The sequence below is a fragment of the Caballeronia glebae genome (assembly GCF_001545035.1).
Classification (GTDB): Bacteria; Pseudomonadota; Gammaproteobacteria; order Burkholderiales; family Burkholderiaceae; genus Caballeronia; species Caballeronia glebae.
The window spans coordinates 182507-202954 of sequence record NZ_FCOJ02000001.1 but is presented as its reverse complement, the minus strand read 5'-3'; the positions used below and the strand labels follow the sequence as shown (position 1 = coordinate 202954).

At 64.3% G+C, this 20448-nt stretch carries 21 protein-coding genes; 3 read left to right on the top strand and 18 right to left on the bottom strand.

The genetic code is table 11. The features are described from left to right. The first annotated feature begins 180 nt into the window (after nt 1–180). Entirely contained in the window at nt 181–888 is a 708-nt protein-coding gene (locus AWB82_RS00940; RefSeq protein WP_086965184.1) for a TetR/AcrR family transcriptional regulator, read from the top strand. 174 nt (nt 889–1062) lie between these two features. Here the strand turns inward: AWB82_RS00940 and AWB82_RS00935 are convergent, their stop codons facing one another. The 17 genes from AWB82_RS00935 to AWB82_RS00855 form a co-directional block, all read right to left on the bottom strand. Then, entirely contained in the window at nt 1063–1386 is a 324-nt protein-coding gene (locus AWB82_RS00935) for a DUF4148 domain-containing protein (protein WP_086965182.1), read from the bottom strand. A 330-nt stretch (nt 1387–1716) separates the two neighbouring features. Continuing rightward, nucleotides 1717–2523: an N-formylglutamate deformylase gene (gene hutG, locus AWB82_RS00930; protein WP_086964883.1), complete on the bottom strand. Its 807-nt coding sequence runs from the start codon at nt 2521–2523 to the stop codon at nt 1717–1719. Nucleotides 2524–2531: 8 nt separating this feature from the next. After that, nucleotides 2532–3911: a formimidoylglutamate deiminase gene (locus tag AWB82_RS00925; protein ID WP_086964881.1), complete on the bottom strand. Its 1380-nt coding sequence runs from the start codon at nt 3909–3911 to the stop codon at nt 2532–2534. A gap of 55 nt (nt 3912–3966) precedes the next feature. Then, complete coding sequence (locus tag AWB82_RS00920) at nt 3967–4536, bottom strand: HutD/Ves family protein (protein WP_086964879.1); 570 nt, start codon at nt 4534–4536, stop codon at nt 3967–3969. A 5-nt stretch (nt 4537–4541) separates the two neighbouring features. Further along, nucleotides 4542–5237, bottom strand: a complete 696-nt coding sequence (hutC, locus tag AWB82_RS00915; protein WP_086964878.1) for a histidine utilization repressor — start codon at nt 5235–5237, stop codon at nt 4542–4544. Next, a complete protein-coding gene (gene hutH / locus AWB82_RS00910) occupies nt 5234–6763 on the bottom strand; it encodes a histidine ammonia-lyase (protein WP_086964876.1) in 1530 nt (509 codons plus the stop codon). Before hutH ends, hutC begins: the two co-directional genes overlap by 4 nt. A 122-nt stretch (nt 6764–6885) precedes the next feature. Next, nucleotides 6886–7368, bottom strand: coding sequence for a GNAT family N-acetyltransferase (locus AWB82_RS00905; protein WP_086964874.1), 483 nt, complete (start codon nt 7366–7368; stop codon nt 6886–6888). Nucleotides 7369–7537: 169 nt separating this feature from the next. Beyond that, the gene (gene crcB, locus AWB82_RS00900) at nt 7538–7915 is read right to left on the bottom strand and encodes a fluoride efflux transporter CrcB (protein WP_086964872.1); all 378 of its coding nucleotides are present in this window, start codon (nt 7913–7915) and stop codon (nt 7538–7540) included. A gap of 33 nt (nt 7916–7948) precedes the next feature. After that, on the bottom strand, nt 7949–8167 hold the full coding sequence (locus AWB82_RS00895) for a hypothetical protein (RefSeq protein ID WP_086965180.1): 219 nt from the start codon (nt 8165–8167) through the stop codon (nt 7949–7951). An 86-nt stretch (nt 8168–8253) separates the two neighbouring features. Then, entirely contained in the window at nt 8254–9078 is an 825-nt protein-coding gene (locus AWB82_RS00890) for a M55 family metallopeptidase (RefSeq protein WP_086964870.1), read from the bottom strand. Then, on the bottom strand, nt 9075–10091 hold the full coding sequence (locus AWB82_RS00885; RefSeq protein ID WP_086964868.1) for a DmpA family aminopeptidase: 1017 nt from the start codon (nt 10089–10091) through the stop codon (nt 9075–9077). Before AWB82_RS00885 ends, AWB82_RS00890 begins: the two co-directional genes overlap by 4 nt. Beyond that, nucleotides 10088–10978: a glutathione ABC transporter permease GsiD gene (gsiD, locus tag AWB82_RS00880; RefSeq protein ID WP_086964867.1), complete on the bottom strand. Its 891-nt coding sequence runs from the start codon at nt 10976–10978 to the stop codon at nt 10088–10090. Before gsiD ends, AWB82_RS00885 begins: the two co-directional genes overlap by 4 nt. Nucleotides 10979–10985: 7 nt before the next feature. Continuing rightward, nucleotides 10986–11906 carry a glutathione ABC transporter permease GsiC gene (gsiC, locus tag AWB82_RS00875; protein WP_086964865.1) on the bottom strand — a complete coding sequence of 307 codons (921 nt, stop codon included), beginning with the start codon at nt 11904–11906 and terminating at the stop codon, nt 10986–10988. 48 nt (nt 11907–11954) lie between these two features. After that, on the bottom strand, nt 11955–13502 hold the full coding sequence (gsiB, locus tag AWB82_RS00870) for a glutathione ABC transporter substrate-binding protein GsiB (RefSeq protein ID WP_086964863.1): 1548 nt from the start codon (nt 13500–13502) through the stop codon (nt 11955–11957). Between the two features lie 37 nt (nt 13503–13539). Then, nucleotides 13540–15438: a dipeptide ABC transporter ATP-binding protein gene (locus AWB82_RS00865; protein ID WP_086964861.1), complete on the bottom strand. Its 1899-nt coding sequence runs from the start codon at nt 15436–15438 to the stop codon at nt 13540–13542. Further along, complete coding sequence (locus AWB82_RS00860; protein WP_086964859.1) at nt 15435–16427, bottom strand: isoaspartyl peptidase/L-asparaginase family protein; 993 nt, start codon at nt 16425–16427, stop codon at nt 15435–15437. The genes AWB82_RS00865 and AWB82_RS00860 overlap by 4 nt, the downstream gene beginning before the upstream one ends. Beyond that, nucleotides 16424–17398 (bottom strand): MurR/RpiR family transcriptional regulator, encoded by a 975-nt coding sequence (locus tag AWB82_RS00855; RefSeq protein ID WP_086965178.1) that lies wholly within the window; start codon nt 17396–17398, stop codon nt 16424–16426. The genes AWB82_RS00860 and AWB82_RS00855 overlap by 4 nt, the downstream gene beginning before the upstream one ends. A 196-nt stretch (nt 17399–17594) precedes the next feature. On the opposite strand from AWB82_RS00855, the gene AWB82_RS00850 reads away from it, so the two are divergent. Together AWB82_RS00850 and AWB82_RS00845 are read left to right on the top strand one after the other, a co-directional pair. Then, nucleotides 17595–18860, top strand: a complete 1266-nt coding sequence (locus AWB82_RS00850; RefSeq protein WP_086964857.1) for a mechanosensitive ion channel family protein — start codon at nt 17595–17597, stop codon at nt 18858–18860. A gap of 206 nt (nt 18861–19066) precedes the next feature. Beyond that, nucleotides 19067–20059 carry a LysR family transcriptional regulator gene (locus tag AWB82_RS00845; RefSeq protein ID WP_086964855.1) on the top strand — a complete coding sequence of 331 codons (993 nt, stop codon included), beginning with the start codon at nt 19067–19069 and terminating at the stop codon, nt 20057–20059. Nucleotides 20060–20072: 13 nt separating this feature from the next. Here the strand turns inward: AWB82_RS00845 and AWB82_RS00840 are convergent, their stop codons facing one another. Next, nucleotides 20073–20369, bottom strand: coding sequence for a YciI-like protein (locus tag AWB82_RS00840; RefSeq protein WP_086964853.1), 297 nt, complete (start codon nt 20367–20369; stop codon nt 20073–20075). Nucleotides 20370–20448: the final 79 nt, after the last annotated feature.

Below are 20448 nucleotides of genomic sequence, written 5' to 3'. Positions count from 1 at the left end.
GTGTGCGGGCAAACACTGAGAAAACAAAGCGATAAGCGTGCCATTGCGATGCAGCATCGGCCGGCATTGGGCGCAATGGCGTTTTCGACGCGATGCAGCGCGGCATGCACAAAAGGGCGCGAATGGCGCGAACGGAGCGAATGAGGCACGATGCGGCACACACGGCAGAAGAATTCGACGATGAGACACGACAACGCGACTGACGGCATCGACGAACGCGAAGGTTCAGCGCCACCTTTGCGGCGCAGCAAGGCGCAAATCCGCGAGAGCAACGAAGCGCGGCTTCTGGCTTGCGCGGAGGAAGTGTTCGCGGAGAAAGGGCTCGAAGGCGCGAGCACGGCGATGATCGCCGAACGCGCCGGCTTGCCGAAGGCCAACCTGCATTACTACTTTCCGACGAAGCTCGCGCTCTATCGGCGCGTGCTCGAAGATTTGTTCGAGGACTGGCATCGCGCGGCGGATACCTTCGAATGCAGCGACGATCCGGTGGACGCGATCGGCGGCTATGTGCGCGCGAAGATGGAATTGTCGAGACGCCGGCCGCTCGGCTCGAAGGTCTGGGCGAGCGAGATCATCCACGGCGCTCATCACATGCAGGACATTCTCAACGAGCGCGTGAAGCCGTGGCTCGATACGCGCGTCATCGTCATCGAAAGCTGGATCGCGCGCGGCCTGCTCGCGCCGGTCGAGCCGGACACGTTCATGTTCATGATCTGGGCGATCACGCAGCACTACGCCGACTTCGATGCGCAGATCCGAGCGTTGAAAGGCAAGCGCGCGCTCACGCGCCGTGCCTTCGACGAACAGACGGAAGAAGTCGTGCGCCTCGTGATTCGCGCGTGCGGGGCGGTGTCGCCGCGTGTCGAAGAGAAGGAAGACGCCCAATAAAAACGCCGGCCACTCGATAGAGGCCGGCGTTCACTGCCTACTGCTTTACTAAGTGATGCTTACTGCTACTGCATTCTCGCAAGTAGTGCGCTTTCTGATGCTTGCTGCTACTTCAACCGCTACTGCTCACTACCTCTGCTGCCCTGCTTCACGAAGCTCCGAATCGAGCTTCGATTAATGACCGAAGTAGACCGAGTTGCGATCCGACATCGACACGTTGGCGCGCGCGACCGGAGCAGCTGCGCCCGATTGCGACGTGCCGGCCGTCGAAGGACCGTAAGCGCTTGCGCCGTTTTCAGCGTTCACACGTGCTTGAGCGGCTTGAAGATTCTGCGGATAGTTCACGCGATCTTCCGACGGGTTGTAGCCGGCCTTTTCCAGTTGAACCAGTTCCGCGCGGACTTGAGCGCGAGTCACCGGCGCAGTGCTTTGGGCGAACGCGAAGGTCGGAGCGGCCAGAGCGGTGGCGATGACGAGTGCGGGAACGAATGCCTTGATCATGATGAACCTCCAGTAGTCTTGTTTTGAAATCGAAACCGAATCGGAAGCTTATTAAGCGTTTTCTGATTTCGTTTCGCATGAAGACAGTGTAGGAGGCGGAAGACCTAGGGGAAACCCCAATTTGCACGAAACATAATTGTCGCGATCGCAACAATGCGTTTCTCAGACCGACGCGCGACGCGTTCTCGGTTCCGCGCCGCGATCGGAATTAAGCCATTGTTTTAGTTGAGTTTATTTCGAGCGCAGCCGCGTTTATCCGGCTTCCAACGCGATTTCCAGGCTTGGCGCAATTACACCGTTGCCAGCCTATCGTCATCAGCGCGTCAGCTACGAAGCCGTCGCCACGTGGGCAAGCGCGGCTGTCACGAGTTCGCGCAGCAGCGGCTCGATCGCGTTCGCCTTCGCTTCGTCGTAAGCAAAGGGCGACGTTTCTTCCATGTAGCTGACCTGCGTCAGTTCCAGTTGAACCGCGTGAACACCGTCGGCGGGCCGGCCGTAACGCCGGGTGATATAGCCGCCCTTGAAGCGTCCGTTGGCCACCGTCGAATACCGCCCGTCGCGCTCGACGATGCTCGCGAGACGCTCGGCCAGCCCCGGCGCCGCCGATGCGCCGTCCGCCGTGCCGAAGTTGAAATCGGTCAGGCGGCCATCGAAAAAGCGCGGCACGACCGAGCGGATCGAATGCGCTTCCCACAGCAGCACGCGGCCATGAGCCTGCCGCAGCGCATCGAGTTCGCCGGCGAGCGCATCGTGATACGGCTGCCAGTACATCGCGCGACGCGCGTCGATCTGCTCGCGCGACGGCTCGTGGCCCGGCTTGTAAAGCGGCGCCTTGTCGAAGGTATCGACCGGACAGAGTCCCGTCGTGTCGCGGCCCGGATAGAGATTCGCGTCGTCGGGCGGGCGGTTCAGATCGACGACATATCGCGCGTATTGCGGCGTCAGGATCGACGCGCCCAGTTCGCGCGCGAACGCGTAGAGGCGTTCGAGATGCCAGTCGCAATCCTCAGTGAGCCTGGCGACGGGCGTCATTTCGTCGGCGAGCGCGCAGGGGATTTGCGTGCCCCGGTGCGGAATCGAAATCAGGAGCGGCGCGCTGCCGCGTTCCAGCGTGAAGATCGAAGAGCCGTTCATTTGAGACCTCAATCCAGCAAGCCGCGCAGAGCGGCGCGATAACGCACGAGCGCTTCGTCTTCCTGCGCGTGACGGCGCGCATCGATCACCTTGCGGCCGGCGACGAAGACATCGCGGATGGGCGTCTCGCCATGTTCGCAGAAAACAGCGCTCGAAAGCCATGTGTCGCGCGCATGGCCGCCTATGCCCGGATGCGCGTCGTCGAGCACGAGCCAGTCGGCGCGTAAGCCTTGCCCGAGCGCGCCGACCGGCCGTCCTGTCGCGTGCGCGCCGCCGTCGAGCGCGGCATCGAAAAGACGATCGGCGGGGCGGCTCTGCGTCGTCGACGCGAGCACGTTGCGTTGCTGCCGGCACAGGCGCTGGCCGTATTCCAGCAGACGCAACTCGGAGCGCCAGTCCACGCCGACGTGACTATCGGAGCCGACGCCGATGCGCCCGCCCGCATCGAGATAATCGCGCGACGGGAAGACGCCGTCGCCGAGATTCGCCTCGGTCGTGAGACACAGACCCGCGACCGCGCCGCTCGCCGCAAGCCGTGCGCACTCGTTCGCGTCGACATGCGTCGCGTGCACGAGGCACCAGCGCTCGTCGACGTTGAAGCGTTCGAGCAGCCATTGCACCGGACGATGCCCCGTGGCCGCAACGCACGCTTGCACTTCGGCGGTCTGCTCCGCGATATGGATATGCAAGGGCGCGCGCCCGAAGCGCGCGTCGAGTCCCTCGATGACCGCCGCGAGCGATTCGCCCGACACCGCCCGCAACGAATGCGGCGCGACGCCATAACGTCGCGCGCCGTTCTCGGGCCGCGCGCGCGCGAGTGCGTCGATGAGCGAGAGCAGCGACTCGGGCGTATTGAGAAAGCGGCGCTGATCCTCGCGCGGTGCGCTCTTGCCGAAGCCGCTGTATTCGTAGAGCACCGGCAGCATCGTCATGCCGATGCCCGCGCGCTCGGCTGCATCGACGACACGCTCGGCGAGTTCCGCGCGATTCGCATAGGGCGCGCCATCGGGCGCGTGATGCACGTAATGGAACTCGCACACCGACGTGTAGCCCGCCTTCAGCATCTCGATGTAAAGCCAGTGCGCGATATCCGCGAGCGATTCCGGGCCGATCCGCGCGGCGAAGCGATACATGAGATCGCGCCAGCTCCAGAAGGTATCGGCGACGCTCGCGCGATATTCGGCGAGGCCCGCCATCGCGCGCTGAAACGCGTGCGAGTGCAGGTTCGGCATGCCGGGCACGATCGGCCCTTTCGCCCGTTCGACGCCCGCCGGCGCCACGCTGTCCGGCGCGACGCGCACGAGCGTGCCGGCGTCGTCCCATTCGAGCAGCACGTCGCGCCGCCAGCCATCGGCGAGGCGCGCGTGCTCCGCGAAGAATGCGTTCATCGTTTGTCTCCCTTGCTATGTCGATGCGCGGCTACTCGCGAGCCGTCCGCCGTTCTTAAGACAGATCGATGCCGACCAGCAGCCACGATCCGCCGTCCCGCACCGCCCAGTTCAGCGGCGTTGCGCGATCGACGCGCAAGGTGTCGCCTGCTTCCAGCGTATGGCGCGCATCATCGGCGAGTTTGATGTCGATCCGGCCTTGCGCGCAGAACAGAAACGTCAGGTCGTGTTCATGCGCGAGCGAGCCTGAAGTGCGCCCGGCGGCAACCGTTGCGCGCGCGCGATCGCGGCGCACCATCACGTTGAAATCGCGCGTGGGGCCATCGATCAGCGTCGCGTGAATCGGCGTCTCGCCAGCGAAATGCGCTATCGCGAGCGGCGCATCGAGCACATGCACGCCGCCGTGCGCTTGCGCCAGACGCATGCCCGCGCCGTCGAGCAGCACGAGCACGCGATCGACGCCCGCGAAGTTCGAGAATGCGCCATCGGACGCCACGTCGGCGAGCGACAGACGCCACGCGAACGCATCGAGCGATACGCCTTGCGGTTCCGCCGCGATCTCGCGTGTGAGCCCGCCGCCGTTCTTCCACGGCGCGGGCGTGAGCGAATCGGCACGAATGATCATCACGGTCAGAAGTGTCCGGTGAATTGATAGCGATCGCCCGGATGCCAGAGATTCGCGACCGACGCCACCGCATCGCGCGACCACGTGCGCCGATGCAGCAACAGACACGGCTCGCCCTCCGCCATCGCGAGCGCAAGCCGAATCTCCGCCGACGGCACCGACGCCTCGATCCGATACTCGACGCGCTGCAGCGGCGCGGCTGTCATCAGATATTGATTCGGCGTGATGGTCGTGAAATCCTGGCGCGCGTATTCCGGCGCGAGCGCGGGATTTACGTAACGCTCTTCCATTTGCACCGGCTCGTCGTTCTCGAAGTGCAGCACGCGCGAATGAAACACCGGGCTGCCGACTGTCAGATGCATTTCGGCGGCGAGCGCTTCGTCGACGATCGACGCGCCCAGATGCAGCACTTCTGCGCGATACGCGTGGCCGCGCGCGACGATTTCATCGGAAATACTGCGAATCTCGACGAGCGTGGACGCGTACTTCGGTTGCGCGACGAACGTGCCCGCGCCCTGCACGCGCGTGAGCACCTGCTCGGCGGTCAGCTCGCGCAGCGCGCGGTTCACGGTCATGCGGGCGACCTTGAACTCGCGTGCGAGTTCGTTCTCGGAGGGCACCTGATCGCCCTCCTTCCACTCGCCGACATGAATGCGCTGGAGAACGTAGTCCTTGATCTCCTGATACGCGGGCGTGCTCATTCGGGCTGTTCCGAGGCGAACGAGAACGGGCTGTGCCGCGCCACCGCGCCTTCCTGCACGAGCGTCGCGATCGCGGCGATGTCCGGCGCGAAGTAGCGATCGAGATCGTAATGCGGCACGTGCGCGCGCAGCGTCTTCATCACTTCGAGGAGCGGCGCGCTCGTCTGATGCGGTGCGCGCAGATCGACGCCCTGCGCCGCCGCGAGTAGTTCGATCGCGAGGATGTTCGCCGTGTTGCTCGCGATGTCGCCGAGCTTGCGCGCGGCGAACGTCGCCATCGAGACGTGATCTTCCTGGTTCGCGGAAGTGGGCAGCGAGTCGACCGACGCCGGATGCGCGAGCGTCTTGTTCTCGGATGCGAGCGCGGCCGCCGTCACGTGCGCGATCATGAAGCCCGAGTTGACGCCGCCGTCGCGAACGAGGAATGGCGGCAGGCCCGAGAGCGTTGCGTCGATCAGCAACGCGATGCGGCGTTCCGCGAGCGCGCCGATTTCGGCCGCGGCGAGCGCGAGGTTGTCGGCGGCGAACGCGACCGGCTCAGCGTGAAAGTTGCCGCCCGACAGCACTTCGCCCGTGTCGGGGAAGATCAGCGGATTGTCGGAAACGGCGTTCGATTCGATCAGCAGGACTTCGGCTGCATGACGCATCTGGTCGAGGCACGCGCCCATTACCTGCGGCTGGCAGCGCAGGCTGTACGGGTCCTGCACCTTCTCGCAGTCCGCGTGCGACAGGTTGATGCCCGAGCCCTTCAGAAGCGTGCGGTACGCCGCCGCGGACTCCATTTGCCCGCGATGGCCGCGCAACTCGTGGATACGCGCATCGAACGGGACGACCGAGCCCGCCGCCGCATCGACGGACAGCGCGCCCGCGACGAGTCCGGTGCGGAACAGGTCCTCGATCGCGAAGAGGTTGTACAGCGCGAGCGCCGCCGAAGCCTGCGTGCCGTTCAGCAACGCGAGCCCTTCCTTCGCCTGCAGCGTGAGCGGCTTGAGACCCGCGACCGCGAGACCGTCGAGCGCACTGGCGCGCTCGCCGCGAATCGTGACTTCGCCGATGCCGAGCAGCACGGTCGACATATGCGCGAGCGGCGCGAGATCGCCCGATGCGCCCACCGAGCCCTTGATCGGGATGATCGGCAGCACGTCGGCGTTGAAGAGCGTGATGAGCGCGTCGATGACTTCGCGGCGGATGCCCGAATGACCGCGCCCGAGACTCGACAGCTTGAGCGCCATCAAAAGCCGCACGACGGGACGCGACATCGGCTCGCCGACGCCCACCGCATGCGACAACACGAGATTCTTCTGCAGCAGTTCCAGTTGATCGGCCGGAATGTGCGTATTGGCAAGCCGCCCGAAACCCGTGTTGATGCCGTAAGCCGGATCACCCTTGGCGGCAATCGCGGCGACGGCGCGCGCGCTGGCGTCGATGGCGTCGAAGCTGGCCGGGTCGAGCCGAAGCGGGTCCGAGCCCCGCGCGATGCGACGCAGTTGCGGCAGAGTCAGTTTTCCGGGCGTGAGCGTGATCATGGTTCGTCCTGTCTATACAAGTTAGACTCAAGTCTAAACGGGCTGAAAGGACGAAACAAGGGGTTCTCCGGGATTTCACTAGGATGATCCCGGAAGATTCATGCGTCTTGTCTATACAGATTTCACAGATCCAGCACTTTTTCCATCACGAACTGGACGAAGCGCTGTTGCCGCACCACGACGGCGCGCGCCAGCAGCATCGTGAAGCCGCAATATTCGAAGAAGGGCCGCCCCGTGACGCTCGAATAGGTATGCAGCGTAGTCAGGCCGACTTCCTCGGCTTCGGCCTCGATGCGCGCGAGCAGCGACGTCGCCACGCTTTTGCGCTGGTGCTTCGGATCGACGAACATCATGTCGATGAGACCGCTTTTCTTTTCGAGATCGGCGAAGCCCGCGAGTTCGCCGTCGACGAGTCCGACCCACGTCGGGCGGCTCACGCGGGCGAGTTCCCATTCGTCGCGATCGGCTTGCGACCAGGCTGCGATCTGCGCTTCGTTGTAGTCGGCCGATGCCGTTTCGCGCACGGCGCGTTGGAACAGATCGATTACACCGTCGAGATCGCTGGCACGGTACGGTCTGACTTCGATGAGCGGCAGGCCTGGCATTTCATCACCTTCGTTACTGTCAAAAAGAAAAAACCGCTGCCGAGGCAGCGAGGGTCTTGCGTTGGATACGCGAAACAGAAATGTATACGGGAATGAGCCGGAATCGGGCGCGCGCAAACGTTCAAATTTCTGAAAAGCGGCTGTCGACGCTGCGTTCTCGATGAGTCCTTCAGGAAGCGACGGCCACCGTCGCGATACCGAGCGCGGTCATCACGAGCGACGCGCCGACGTGGATCGCGATCTCCGCGAGCGCCCAGCCGAGCCGCCCTTGCTGAAGATGCGCGACTACCTCGCTCGAAAACGTGGAAAACGTGGAGAGGCCGCCCATCAGTCCGGTAATGATGAAGAGCCGCCATTCCATGGAGATATCGGGAAAGCGCGCGAAGAAAGCGACCGCGACACCGATGATGTAGCCCGCGATGACGTTCGACGCGAAAGTGCCAAGCGGTAGATTCGGAAAAATCGCATTCAGGCGCAGGCTCAGGGCCCATCTGAGCAACGAGCCCAGCCCGCCGCCGATCCCCACGGCGATGATTGAGAGATACATGAAATGTGTGAAATCGATTCGAAGTTAACTGCGTTATGCGTCCCGGGCGAGCCGCTCGATCAGTGCGACGCGGCTTGTCTCGACGGTCCAGCCGCTCTTGTGCCGCACGTGCGCCGCCCACGTGCCGTCGCGTCGCGCTTCCCACGAGCCGGCATTCCGGCCGTCGATGAAAAGCGAGCCGCGCACGACCAGTTGCGGATCGGCGGGGTCGAGTACTTCGTCGTCGTTGTGTTCGAGCTTCACAGTGTGCATGAGCGTCGTCTGGAACACGTCGAGACCACAGCCGGCCTCGCCAATGACTCCATTTTAACGATACTCAAAGCGCCCGGTTCAAACTCTCACCGTAGCATGAAGGACATTGCCGAAAGGCAATTGAGTATCCGCACGACATGTTCCGCCGAAGGCGCATCGAACGCGAGCGTCACGGCATCGATGCGTTCGAGCGCCGGCCATTGGCAGAAGAGATCGGCGAATGCGCTCGTTTGCGCGCGCAACTCGCAGCGATGTGCGGTAGTCGCGGAACGCCTTGGATGCCGATCAGACGCGGCCGCTTCGATCGTTTCGCGCGCGGCGAGCCGGATCGCCTCGCACGCGGCGGCGGGTGTTTCCGTGACGCCGCTCGAATGACCGTGCGCGGTTTTCACGCACAGAAAGCGCGCGCCGGGGAAGGCGGGCAGCGTTTCGGCGCCGAACACGTCGTCACCCGTCAGCAGCGCGACGCGCGCGCCGCGTTCCTCGGCGAGTGCGCCGTAAAGCCCGGCCTCGCCCACTTCCTCGCCGTCGAGAGTGACGCGCGCAAATGCCGCGCTGTTGATCGTATGCGCGAGAATGCCGCGGCTTTGCGCGCGCGCGTGGTAGCCGATCATGAACACCATTTCCGGCGATGCTTCCAGTCCCGCCATCATGCCGAGCGTGCGCGGCTTGCCGAGCACGAGACGCGCGCGTTGATCGAGCAGGTCCGGCATCAGATTGCGAAAGCCGCCGTGCGAATCGTTGATCCACACTTGCGTCGCGCCGCCATCGAACGCGCCCTGCGCGGCCGCGTCCGCTTCGCGCGTCATCCAGCGGCGTGCCTGCTCGTATTCCGCGTTGCCGGCGCGCGTCTGCTCCGGATGAAACACGCCCGCGACGCCTTCGATATCCACCGAGATCAGCACTTTCATGGTCGTGTTTCCAATGCGTGCTTGAGCGAGATGCGCCGATGACCGTCGCGTCCGGAGACCGTTTCCGCGCTGAAGAGCGCATCGAGGATCGCCTGTTCGATGCTGTCGGCGGCGGCTTGAAAGAGCGGATCGAGCCGCGCGTCGCTGACGAGCGGCGGCGTCGCGATGAACGCCGCGTCGTGCCGCACCGTGTACGCGGTCGTGAAGGCCAGCGCGATGTCGCCGCTGCCGTGCCCGTAGACCGATCCGGTACGCGCGAGACCGGCGGCGGCGCGCATCGCGACACGGCGCAATTGCCGCGCGTCGAGCGGCGCATCGGTTGCGATCAACATGATGATCGAGCCTTGCTCGGGCTTGTTCGGCGCTTCGCTTTCGACATGCAGCGTGCGTCCGACGGCCGCGCCCGCGATCGTGAGTTGCGGAAGACGGCCGAAGTTCGCGAGCACGAGCGCGCCGGCCGTGTACGTGCGCTCGTCGATATGCACCACACGCGAAGCCGATCCGATACCGCCCTTCAGTTCGAAGCACGACATGCCGCGTCCCGCGCCCACCGCGCCGCGCTCGAAATCGACGCTGCACGCATCGAGCGCGCTCATGTAATGCGCTTCGTCAATCGCGAACGCTTGCATGTCGTTGAGATAGCCATCGTTGCATTCGAACACGAGCGGATTCACGCTCGGCTCTTCACGTCCGATGCGCGGATTTGCCGCGATAGCCGCGCGAATCTGCGCATTCGCGAGCGTGCCGACGCCGAAGGTATTGGTCAGTGCGATCGGCGTTTCGATCACGCCGAGCTCGTCGACCTGCACGAGCCCGACGCTCTTGCCGAAACCGTTGATCACGCACGCCGCGGCCGGCGCCTTGTCGCGATACACGTCGCCGCCGTGCGGACGGATCACCGTGACGCCGGTTTGCACCGCGCCCTGCGCAAGCGTGCAATGGCCGACCGTCACGCCCGCGACATCGGCGATCGTGCCGCGCGGTCCCGCTTCGAGCGAACCGATATGCATCATGGCCGGTCGAGCTTCGGATCGAGCGCGTCGCGCAGGCCGTCGCCGAGCAGATTGAACGCGAGCACCGTGAAGAAGATCGCCAGGCTCGGGAAGATGGCGACATGCGGCGCGATCGCCATGTCGGCGCGCGCTTCGTTGAGCATCGCGCCCCACTCGGGCGTGGGCGGCTGCGCGCCGAGTCCGAGAAACGAGAGGCTCGCGGCCGTGATGATCGACGTGCCGATGCGCATCGTGAAGTACACCACCACGGACGAAATCGTGCCGGGCAGAATGTGCCGCGCGAGTATCGTCCAGTCCGATGCGCCGATGCTCTTCGCCGCCTCGATATACGTGAGATGCTTCAGCGCGAGCGTATTGCCGCGCACGAGCCGCGCGAACGCGGGAATGCTGAAGATCGCGACCGCGCACACGACATTCACCATGCCGTTGCCGAGAATCGCGACCACGCCGATCGCGAGCAGAATGCCGGGGAACGCGAACAGCACATCCGCGATGCGCATCACGATGCGGTCCCACCATCCTTCGTAATAGCCCGCGAGCAAGCCGAAGACCGTGCCGATCACCGCGCCGAGCACGACCGAGAGCAAGCCCGCCGACAGTGAAATGCGGCTGCCGACGAGTATGCGGCTCAGAATGTCGCGGCCCAGCGAATCGACACCGAACCAGTGCGCGGCCGATGGACCCGTATTGAGCGCGTCGTAGTCGAAGTAGTTTTCCGGATCGTAAGGCGCGATATACGGCGCGACGATCGCGATCACGATCAGCAGCAACACGAAAACCGCCGCGATCATCGCGACGTGTTGCCGCCTGAACTTGCGCCAGAACTCGGTCCACGGCGTGCGGATTTCTTGCGGCGCGGTCGCCGCGCTTTCGACTGTCACGCTCATCGCGTCCTCATTTGAAGCGAATGGTCGGATTGATGATCGCGTACAGCACGTCCACGATCAGATTGATCACGATGAACTCCAGCGAGAACAGCAGCACTTCCGCCTGAATGACGGGATAGTCGCGCATCTCGACCGCATCGACGAGCAGGCGGCCGAGGCCCGGCCAGTTGAACACCTTCTCGACGACGATCGAGCCGCCGAGCAGGAAGCCGAATTGCAGGCCCATCATCGTGACGACGGGAATCATCGCGTTGCGCAGACAGTGCTTCACGATGACCATCGGCTCGTGCACGCCTTTCGCGCGCGCGGTGCGCACGAAGTCCTCGCCGAGCACTTCCACGAACGATGCGCGCGTGAAGCGCGCCATCACGGCGGCCACCGCCGCGCCCAGCGTGATCGAAGGCAGCACGTAGCCCTTCCACGTGCCGTCGCCGACGATCGGCAGCCAGCCGAGTTTCACCGAGAAGATTTCCATCAGCAACATGCCGAGCGCGAACGCCGGAAACGAAATGCCCGACACCGCGAGCGTCATGCCGAGTCGATCCGGCCAGCGATTGCGCCACACCGCCGACACGATGCCGATCGCCATGCCGAAAACCACGGCCCACACCATGCTCGCGAGCGTGAGCCACAAGGTCGGCATGAAGCGCTCGCCGATTTCCGTCGACACGGGCCGCTTGCTGCGCGTGGACATGCCGAAATCGAAATGTACGACCTTGCCGAAGAAGCCCACGAGCTGTTGCGGCAGCGGCTTGTCGAGGCCGAGATCGGCACGCACGAGCGCGACCGTGGCTTCGTCGGCTTCCGCGCCGGCTGCGAGCCTCGCGGGATCGCCCGGCAACATGTGTACGAAGAAGAACACCAGCACCGCGACGATGAAAAGCGTCGGCAGAAGACCCAGCAGGCGTTTGGCGATGAAGTTGAGCATCGTGTGAGACCCGAAAAGACCGGGCCGCGCGGGCCCGGTCGGCGTCCATCATTTGATCGCGATCTCGTCGAAGCTGAATGAGCCGTCCGGCATCACATACGCGCCCGACAGACGCTTGCTGCGCGCATACACGACCTTCTCCGTGACGAGGAAGATCCACGGCGCATCGGCCCAGATGCGTTTTTGCGCGTCCGCGTAGAGCTTGGCTTTCTCGCCGCGGTCGGTCGTCGCGAGCGCCTTCGACAGATCGTCATCGACCTGATCGTTCTTGTAGTACGCGGTGTTGAAGAGCTTCGGCGGGAACGACGCGCCGCCGAGCAGCGGCGAGATCGCCCAGTCCGCTTCGCCCGTCGAAGAAGACCAGCCGATGTAGAGCATGCGCACCGGCGCCGTCTTCGGATCGGGCGCGCTCTCGATGCGCTGCACGCGCTGCCCCGCTTCGAGCGCCTCGACCGATGCCTTCACGCCCACTTGCGCGAGTTGCTGCTGCACGAACTGGATGATCTTCTGCGCGGTCGTGTGGTTATAGCCGGACCACAGCACGGTCTCGAAACCGTTCGGATAGCCCGCTTCCTTGAGCAACTCGCGCGCCTTCCCGGGATCGTATTTCCACGGTCCGAGCTTGGCCGCGTAATCGACGCCCGGCGGCACGACGCCTTCGGCCGGCACGGCATAACCCGCGAACGCGACCTTGACGAGTGCTTCCTTGTTGATCGCGTAGTTCATCGCCTCGCGCACCTTCGGATTGTCGAAGGGCTTTTGCAGCGTGTTCATGCTGACGTAGCGCTGAATGATCGACGGCGCCGCGATCAGATCGACCTTCGGGCTCGCCTTGAGCGTAGCGGCCTGTTCGAACGGAATCGAGAACGCGAAGTCCGCCTCGCCGGTTTGCATGAGCGCGGCGCGCGTGTTGTTATCGACCACGGGCTTCCAGTCGATCATGTCGATCTTCGGCAAACCCTTGCGCCAGTAACCGGCGAACTTCTTCACCTTCAGATCGTCGGTCTGTTTCCATTCGACGAACTCGAACGGGCCCGTGCCCACCGGATGAAACGCGATCTCCTTGCCGTACTTCTGCAACGCGGCCGGCGAGATCATCACCGCCGACGGATGCGCAAGCACGTTGATGAACGCCGAGAACGGAATCTTCAGCGTGATCTTCACCGTGTACGGATCGACCACTTCGGTCTTCTCGATCTTGTTGAAGAGGTTGTAGCGCTTGAGCTTGTTGTCCGGGTTCGTCACGCGGTCGAACACGGCCTTCACCGCGTCCGCATTGAAGTCGGTGCCGTCCTGGAACTTCACGTCATGGCGCAGATGAATCGTGTAGACCTTGGCGTCGGCGCTCGCCTCGTAGCTCGTCGCGAGCACGTTGCGGATCTTCATGTCCTTGTCGAAACCGAACAGGCCTTCGTAGAACGACTTCGCCACCGCCTGCGAGAGCGTGTCGTTGGCGTCGTATGGGTCCATCGTCGTGAAGGTCGAGGCGACGGCCATCACGGCGGTGCTTTGCGCGTGCGCGGCGACCGGCGCGAGTGAGATCGACGCGGCGAATGCACTGGCGGCGAGCATCGAGCGCAGTTTGAAGGACGGCATCGTTGGACTCCTTTGGCTAGACGTTTTGGTTGGGTCTTCAGTACGCGCCGCCGACATGATGCTCGGCAACGTAATGGTCCGGTCCCACAGCTACGAGTTTCGCGACGATGGGCTCGTCGCCGAGCTTGCGGATTGGGCTTGGAATCTCGTCGGCGGCGAGCATGCGCTTCGCGTGTCTGCGCGACGGATCGGCGACGGGCACCGCGCTCATCAGCTTGCGCGTGTACGGATGACGCGGCGCCTCGAACACCGCCGCGCGCGGCCCGATCTCGACGATCTGCCCGAGATACATCACCGCCACGCGATGACTCACGCGCTCCACGACCGCCATGTCGTGCGAGATGAAGAGATACGCGACGCCCAGTTCGCGCTGCAGATCGAGCATCAGGTTGACGATCTGCGCGCGCACGGAGACATCGAGCGCGGATACGGATTCATCGGCGATCACGACTTTCGGGTTCAACGCGAGCGCGCGCGCAATCGCGATGCGCTGTCGTTGACCGCCCGAGAATTCATGCGGATATCGTTGCGCGGCTTCGGCCGGCAAGCCGACCTTGTCGAGCAGCCAGTCGACGCGCGCCTGTGCTTCTCTTCCACTCGCGACGCGATGCACGAGCAGCGGTTCCATCACCGAAAATCCCACGGTCAGACGCGGATTGAGCGACGCGAAAGGGTCCTGAAAAATGAACTGGATATTGCGTCTGAGCGTCTGCAGCGCATGACCTTCGAGCTTGCTGATGTCGCGTCCATCGAATTCGATGGAACCGCTCTGACTCTCGACGAGCCTCAGCAACGAGCGCCCCGTCGTGGACTTGCCGCAGCCCGATTCGCCGACGAGCGCGAGCGTTTCGCCCGGACGCAAATCGAAGCTCACGCGCTCGACCGCATGCACCGCGGCCGTCGTGCGGCCGAACAAGCCGCTCTTCACCGGAAAGCGCGTGACGAGATCGCGCACGCGCAAGATGGGCGCGATGCTTTCATCGACGGCAGGCTGCTTCTCCTTCTCGACCGCTTCCGAGGGGCGCAACGCGCTCGCGTCGTCGGGCGCACTTTGCACCGGCTCGACTTCGAGGATCGGGAACTTCGCGGGACGATCGGTGCCGCGCATCGCGCCGAGCGTCGGCACGGCGGCGAGCAAAGCCTTCGTGTACGGATGTTTCGGCGCGTGAAACAGCACGTCGGATTCGGCCTCTTCCACTTTCTCGCCGCGATACATCACGAGCACGCGATCCGCCACTTCCGCGACCACGCCCATGTCGTGCGTGATGAAGATCACGGCCATGTTCAGATCGTCCTGCAGGCCGCGCACGAGTTGCAGGATCTGCGCCTGAATCGTCACGTCGAGCGCGGTCGTCGGCTCGTCGGCAATCAGAAGCGCGGGCTTGCACGAGAGCGCCATCGCGATCATCACGCGCTGGCGCATGCCGCCCGACAACTGATGCGGATAGCGCGCGAACACGCGTCGCGATTCGGGAATGCGCACGAGGTCGAGCAGACGCAGTGCCTCGGCGCGCGCTTCCGAGCGGCTCTTGCCCTGATGCAACGCGATGGCTTCCGCGATCTGGTCGCCGACCGTGAACACCGGATTGAGCGATGTCATCGGCTCCTGGAAGATCATCGCGATGTCCGCGCCGCGCACGCCGCGCATCGTCGCCGACGACGCTTTCGCGAGATCGAGGACTTGTCCGTTGCGTCGGCGAAACGCGATGCCGCCCGAAACGATGCGTCCGCCGCCATGCTCGACGAGACGCATCAGCGCGAGCGATGTGACCGATTTGCCCGAGCCCGATTCGCCGACGATCGCGAGCGTCTCGCCGCGATCCACGGTGAACGAAATATTGCGCACGGCTTCGATCGTGCGCGAACGCGAGCGAAACGAGACCGACAGATCGCGCACGTCGATGACGCGGGAATCGGGCAAGGTGGCGTTCATCATCGGTAGATCGCCGTGACGGGCGCTTCGCCCACGCGCGCGAAGCCGCGATACATGCCTTCCGTGTTGAACGGCAGCACGACGTTGCCTTTCGCATCGACGGCGACGAGCCCGCCGCGTCCTTCAATGCGCGGGAGCTTGTTCATCACGACATCGTCCGATGCCTCCGCAAGCGACACGCCGCGGTATTCCATCTGCGCCGAGACATCGTAGGCGGCGAGCATGCGCATGAACATCTCGCCCGTGCCCGTGGTCGAGACCGCGCAGGTCGCGTCGTTCGCGTAACAGCCCGCGCCGATCAGCGGCGCATCGCCGACGCGGCCGGCCTGCTTGTTCGTGATGCCGCCCGTCGATGTCGCCGCCGCGAGATGACCGCTCGCGTCGAGCGCGACCGCGCCGACCGTGCCGAACTTCTTGTCCGGATCGATGGGATCGCCCGCATCGTTCGTATCGCCCGCACCGTTAGGGAAGGCGAACTTCGTCGTGGCATCGTGATCGAGCATCGTGCCCGACGTGCCGCGCGCCTTCTGCCATTGCTGATATCGCGCTTCGGTGTAGAAGTACGACGGATCGACGAATTCGAGGCCCTGCGCCGCAGCGAACGCCTCCGCGCCGGCCGCCGTGAACATGACGTGATCGCTCACGTCGAGCACGCGACGCGCGGCGAGCACCGGGTTCTTCACGCGCGTCACGCAACTGATCGCGCCGGCTTCGAGCGTCGCGCCGTCCATCACGGAAGCGTCGAGCTCGTGCGTGCCGGCCGCCGTGAACACCGCGCCGTGACCCGCGTTGAAGAGCGGACAGTCTTCGAGCAGGCGCACGGCTTCGGTGACGGCATCGAGCGCGCTGCCGCCATCGGCGAGCACGCGCTGGCCCGCGCTCAGGATCACGGTGAGCGCCGTGTGATAGCGCCCTTCCGTTTCGGCGTTCATCGCTTGGCGCAGGATCGTGCCCGCGCCGCCGTGAATGGCAATGACTGGTGTGGCCTTCATGATTCGCGCGGTTCCGTGTGAGTGTGTCGTTTCGCCGCCGTGCGGCGCGTTGCCTGAACCGCTTGCGCATCGTTGGGCAGCGACGGCGCGACGAGCCACGGCAAAACGAATTCGGTCAGCCCCGATGCCGCCTCGACCGAGCGCCTGGCCCGATGCGCGACCGCATCGCACAGCGCTTCGATGACGGCGAGCACGGCCGTATCGCAATTCGCCGCGAGCCTGCGCTCGGCGCGGATCGCGAGCACGAGATCCGCGACTGGCGCGAGCGGCGACGCGCCGCTGTCCGTCAACGCGACCACGCGCAGACCGTGATCGCGCGCGAGCCGCGCAAGCGTGATGGTGTCGTCGACGTAACGCGGAAACGCGATCGCGATGAGCACATCGCCGCGCGACGCCGTGAAAAGCCTGCGCGCCGCGTGAGACGGCCCGCCCGTCAACGCGAGCGACTGCACGTTCGCGCAATACGGTGTGAGCCCGTGCTCCATCAGGCCGGCGAGAAACGCGCTCGCGCCGTAGCCGATCACGAAGACGCGCGGCGCGGCGAGGATCGTATCGACGATCGCCTCGGCCTTCGCGCCATCGACGGAGGTCTGTGCAAGACGCAGATTCGCGGCCGCCTGCGCGAGCGACGCATCGAACACTTCGGCCCCGCTCGCGGGCGATTCGAGCGCGGTGCGCAGGCGCTCGACCGGCGCGATGGTCGCCTCGAAGCCGCGCACGAGCGCCTCGCGAAACGCCGGATAACCGGAGAAGCCGAGCGCGCGCGCGAAACGGTTGGCCGTCGCCACCGACGCGCCCACCGCGCCCGCCAGTTCGTCGATGCGCATCGTCGCCGAACGGAACAGGTTCGCCAGCACGAACGCTCCCATGCGCCGGTGTATCGGCGTGAGCGTCGGCATGGCCGCGGCGATGCGCGCGGAGATCAGGTCGTCGGCGCTCGCCGGCGCACGAACCGATAGTGAACGGGACATGAAACGCGCTGCGACCTCATGGCGATGAAACCCGATGAAAGTATATTTACTCGAAAACGCGGCCAAAAAAAATTCATTTTCATCGAACTCGGGTTTTCGATAACGCGCGAGAGCGGGCCGCGTCCGCTGCATCGATCATGCACAATACGGGGCGCGTCGCCATGCCAAGGCGCGTTTCCAGTCATTCACGGCCCCTATGAATTTCGATTTCCTGCCCGATCCGCTGCCTCATCTGCTCGCCATTCATCCGTGGGCGCAGACGGTCGCGGGTCTCATCGCGCTCGCGCTGATCGCGCTTTTTCTGCAATGGGTCGTGGCGCGCATCATGCTCTATGTCGCGCATCGGCTGCTCGTGCTCGCGGGGCATCAGGCGTGGGACCGCGCGTTCATCGAGCATCGCGCTTATCACCGTCTCTGGTACGCGGTGCCGTTCGCGACGGTCGCGCTCGGCATTGACGAAGTGCCGCGTATCGGCCACTGGGAAACGATCATCGGCCGCGTCGCGCACGGCGGCGCGTGGGTCTGCATGTTCTTCGCCGCCGGCAGCGCGCTTTCCGCGTGGCAGGACGTCTACGCGGAAAGCAAGGAAGCGCAGACGCGCTCGATCAAGGGCTATATCCAGATCGGCAAGCTCGCGCTCGGCCTCGTGTGCGGCGTGCTCGTCCTGTCGATACTGATCGACCGTTCGCCGCTCTGGATGCTCTCCGGACTCGGCGCGCTCTCGGCGGTGCTGCTGCTCGTCTTCAAGGACACCTTGCTGTCGCTCGTCGCGAGTACGCAGTTGACGTCGAACGACATGTTGCGCATCGGCGACTGGATCGAAATGCCGCAGGCCGGCGCCGATGGCTTCGTGAAGGACATCGCGCTGCACACGGTCAAGGTGCAGAACTGGGACAACACCGTGACCACGGTGCCGACCTACAAGCTTTTTTCGGAGAGCTATCGTAACTATCGGCACATGTTCGAATCGGGCGGGCGGCGCATCAAGCGAACCATGCGGATCGACGCACAATGCGTGCGCTTCGTCACCGAGGAAGAGACCGCGCGCCTCAAGCACTTTCGCCTGCTGCACGATTATCTCGAACAGAAGCAGACCGAGGTCGAGCAGGCCAACCGCAATCTCGGCGAACTCGCGAACGAGCCCGCGAACCGGCGGCGGCTGACGAATATCGGCACGTTCCGCGCGTATGGGCTCGCGTATTTGCAGCGCCATCCAGAGATTCGCCAGGACATGACGATCATGGTGCGCATGATGGAGCCGGAATCGCAGGGCATTCCGATCGAGGTTTATTGCTTCACCGCGACGACCGCGTGGACGCAATACGAGCGCATTCAGGGCGACGTATTCGATCATCTGCTCTCGATACTTCCGGAGATGGGCCTGCGGCTTTATCAGGCGCCGTCGGGCGCGGACTTCTCCGGCGCCGCGGGCCGTCTGCGCGGCGAAATGCCCTTGATATGACAGGCGCGCATTCCGCGATTTCCACGATTTCCGCCGTCGAAAAGAATCAGGCAAGAATCGTCCAGTTTTGTGTATTCACGTTGACGCTTCCCGTCCGTACGATCTAACCATCGCCGATGCGCCCTTTTTCCGCGGTCTCACAACCGCGGTGGAGTCGTTTTTTCTCGCGCATCGCCACTCAAATCGTCATAAAAGGAAAGCTCAACGTGATCGATCGCGTCCATGCCATGCGCGTCTTTACGCGTATCGTCGATACGAACAGCTTCACGCGCGCGGCCGAGTCGCTCGGCATGCCGCGCGCGAGTGTTTCGACGACCGTGCAACAACTCGAAGCGCTAGTCGGCGTGCAATTGCTCGCACGCACGACGCGGCGTCTGAATCTCACCGTCGACGGCGCCGCCTATTACGAGCGCTGCGCACAGATCCTCGCTGATATCGACGAACTCGAATCCGGTTTCGGCGCGGGCGAGGAGCGTCTGCGCGGACGGCTGCGCATCGAAATGCCCGATACCGTCGCGACGTCGATCGTCGTGCCCGCGTTGCCGGAGTTTCACGCGCGTTATCCGCAGATCGAGTTGTCGATCGGCATCGGCAATCGCAACGTCGATCTCGTCGGCGAAGGCGTCGATTGCAGCGTGCAGCTCGGCGAGTTGCCGGATTCCGGCCTGATCGCGCGCCGGCTCGGAGTGCTCGAACAGGTGACGTGCGCGAGCCCCGCGTATCTGGAAAAGCACGGCACGCCGGAGACGCTCGGCGAACTCGCGCAGCACGTCGCGGTGAACTGCCTTGCGCAAAAAAGCGGACGCCCGGCCGACTTCGATTTCGATGTCGACGGAAAGCCCGTCACGATGAAGATGCGCGGCTTCGTTCAGGTCGCGGACGAGCACGCGTACCTCGCGTGCGGCGTCGAAGGGCTCGGGCTGATCCAGCCGTTGCGGATCGCGGCGCAGCCGTATCTGCGCTCGGGACAATTGTGCGAAGTGCTGCCGCAATGGAAATCGCCGCCGCTCAAGGTGTCGGTGGCGTTTCTGAAAAGCCGTCAGGCGACGCCGCGCGTGTCGGTGTTCGTCGACTGGCTCGCGACGCTTTTCGAGCGTTCGCAGCAGATCGACGATACCCTGACGAGCCTGTATCGCTCGGCGCAGCGGCGCGGTTCCACACGCCGGGACCGGCCCGAGGAAGAAACCGCCGACGCGTGATCGTAGCGTCGCGCTATCGCACCGGCGTAGCCGCGTTCGCGCCCACGACCGTGTTCCACTTGCGCACTTCCCAACGCTCGACCAGCCCGTTCGTCACGTATGGATCGTTCTTCGCGAAGTCTTCCGCGGCGGCGGGCGAATCGCTGTGAAACAACAGCATCGCGCGATCGGCGGGCGCATCGAGCGCGCCCGCGAGCACGATGTCGCCCCGCTCCACCGCCGCCCACGCGAGCGCCAGATGCGAATCGCGAAACTGCGCGCGGCGCTCCAGATAGTCTGAACTAAGTTCGTAGATCAACAAATAGTGCATCGCCCTCTCCTTTGGAGAAACAGTGCCGGATTCATCCCGCTAGTGTGTCCTATTTCCGAGATCGAAACCAAGAGTTCAA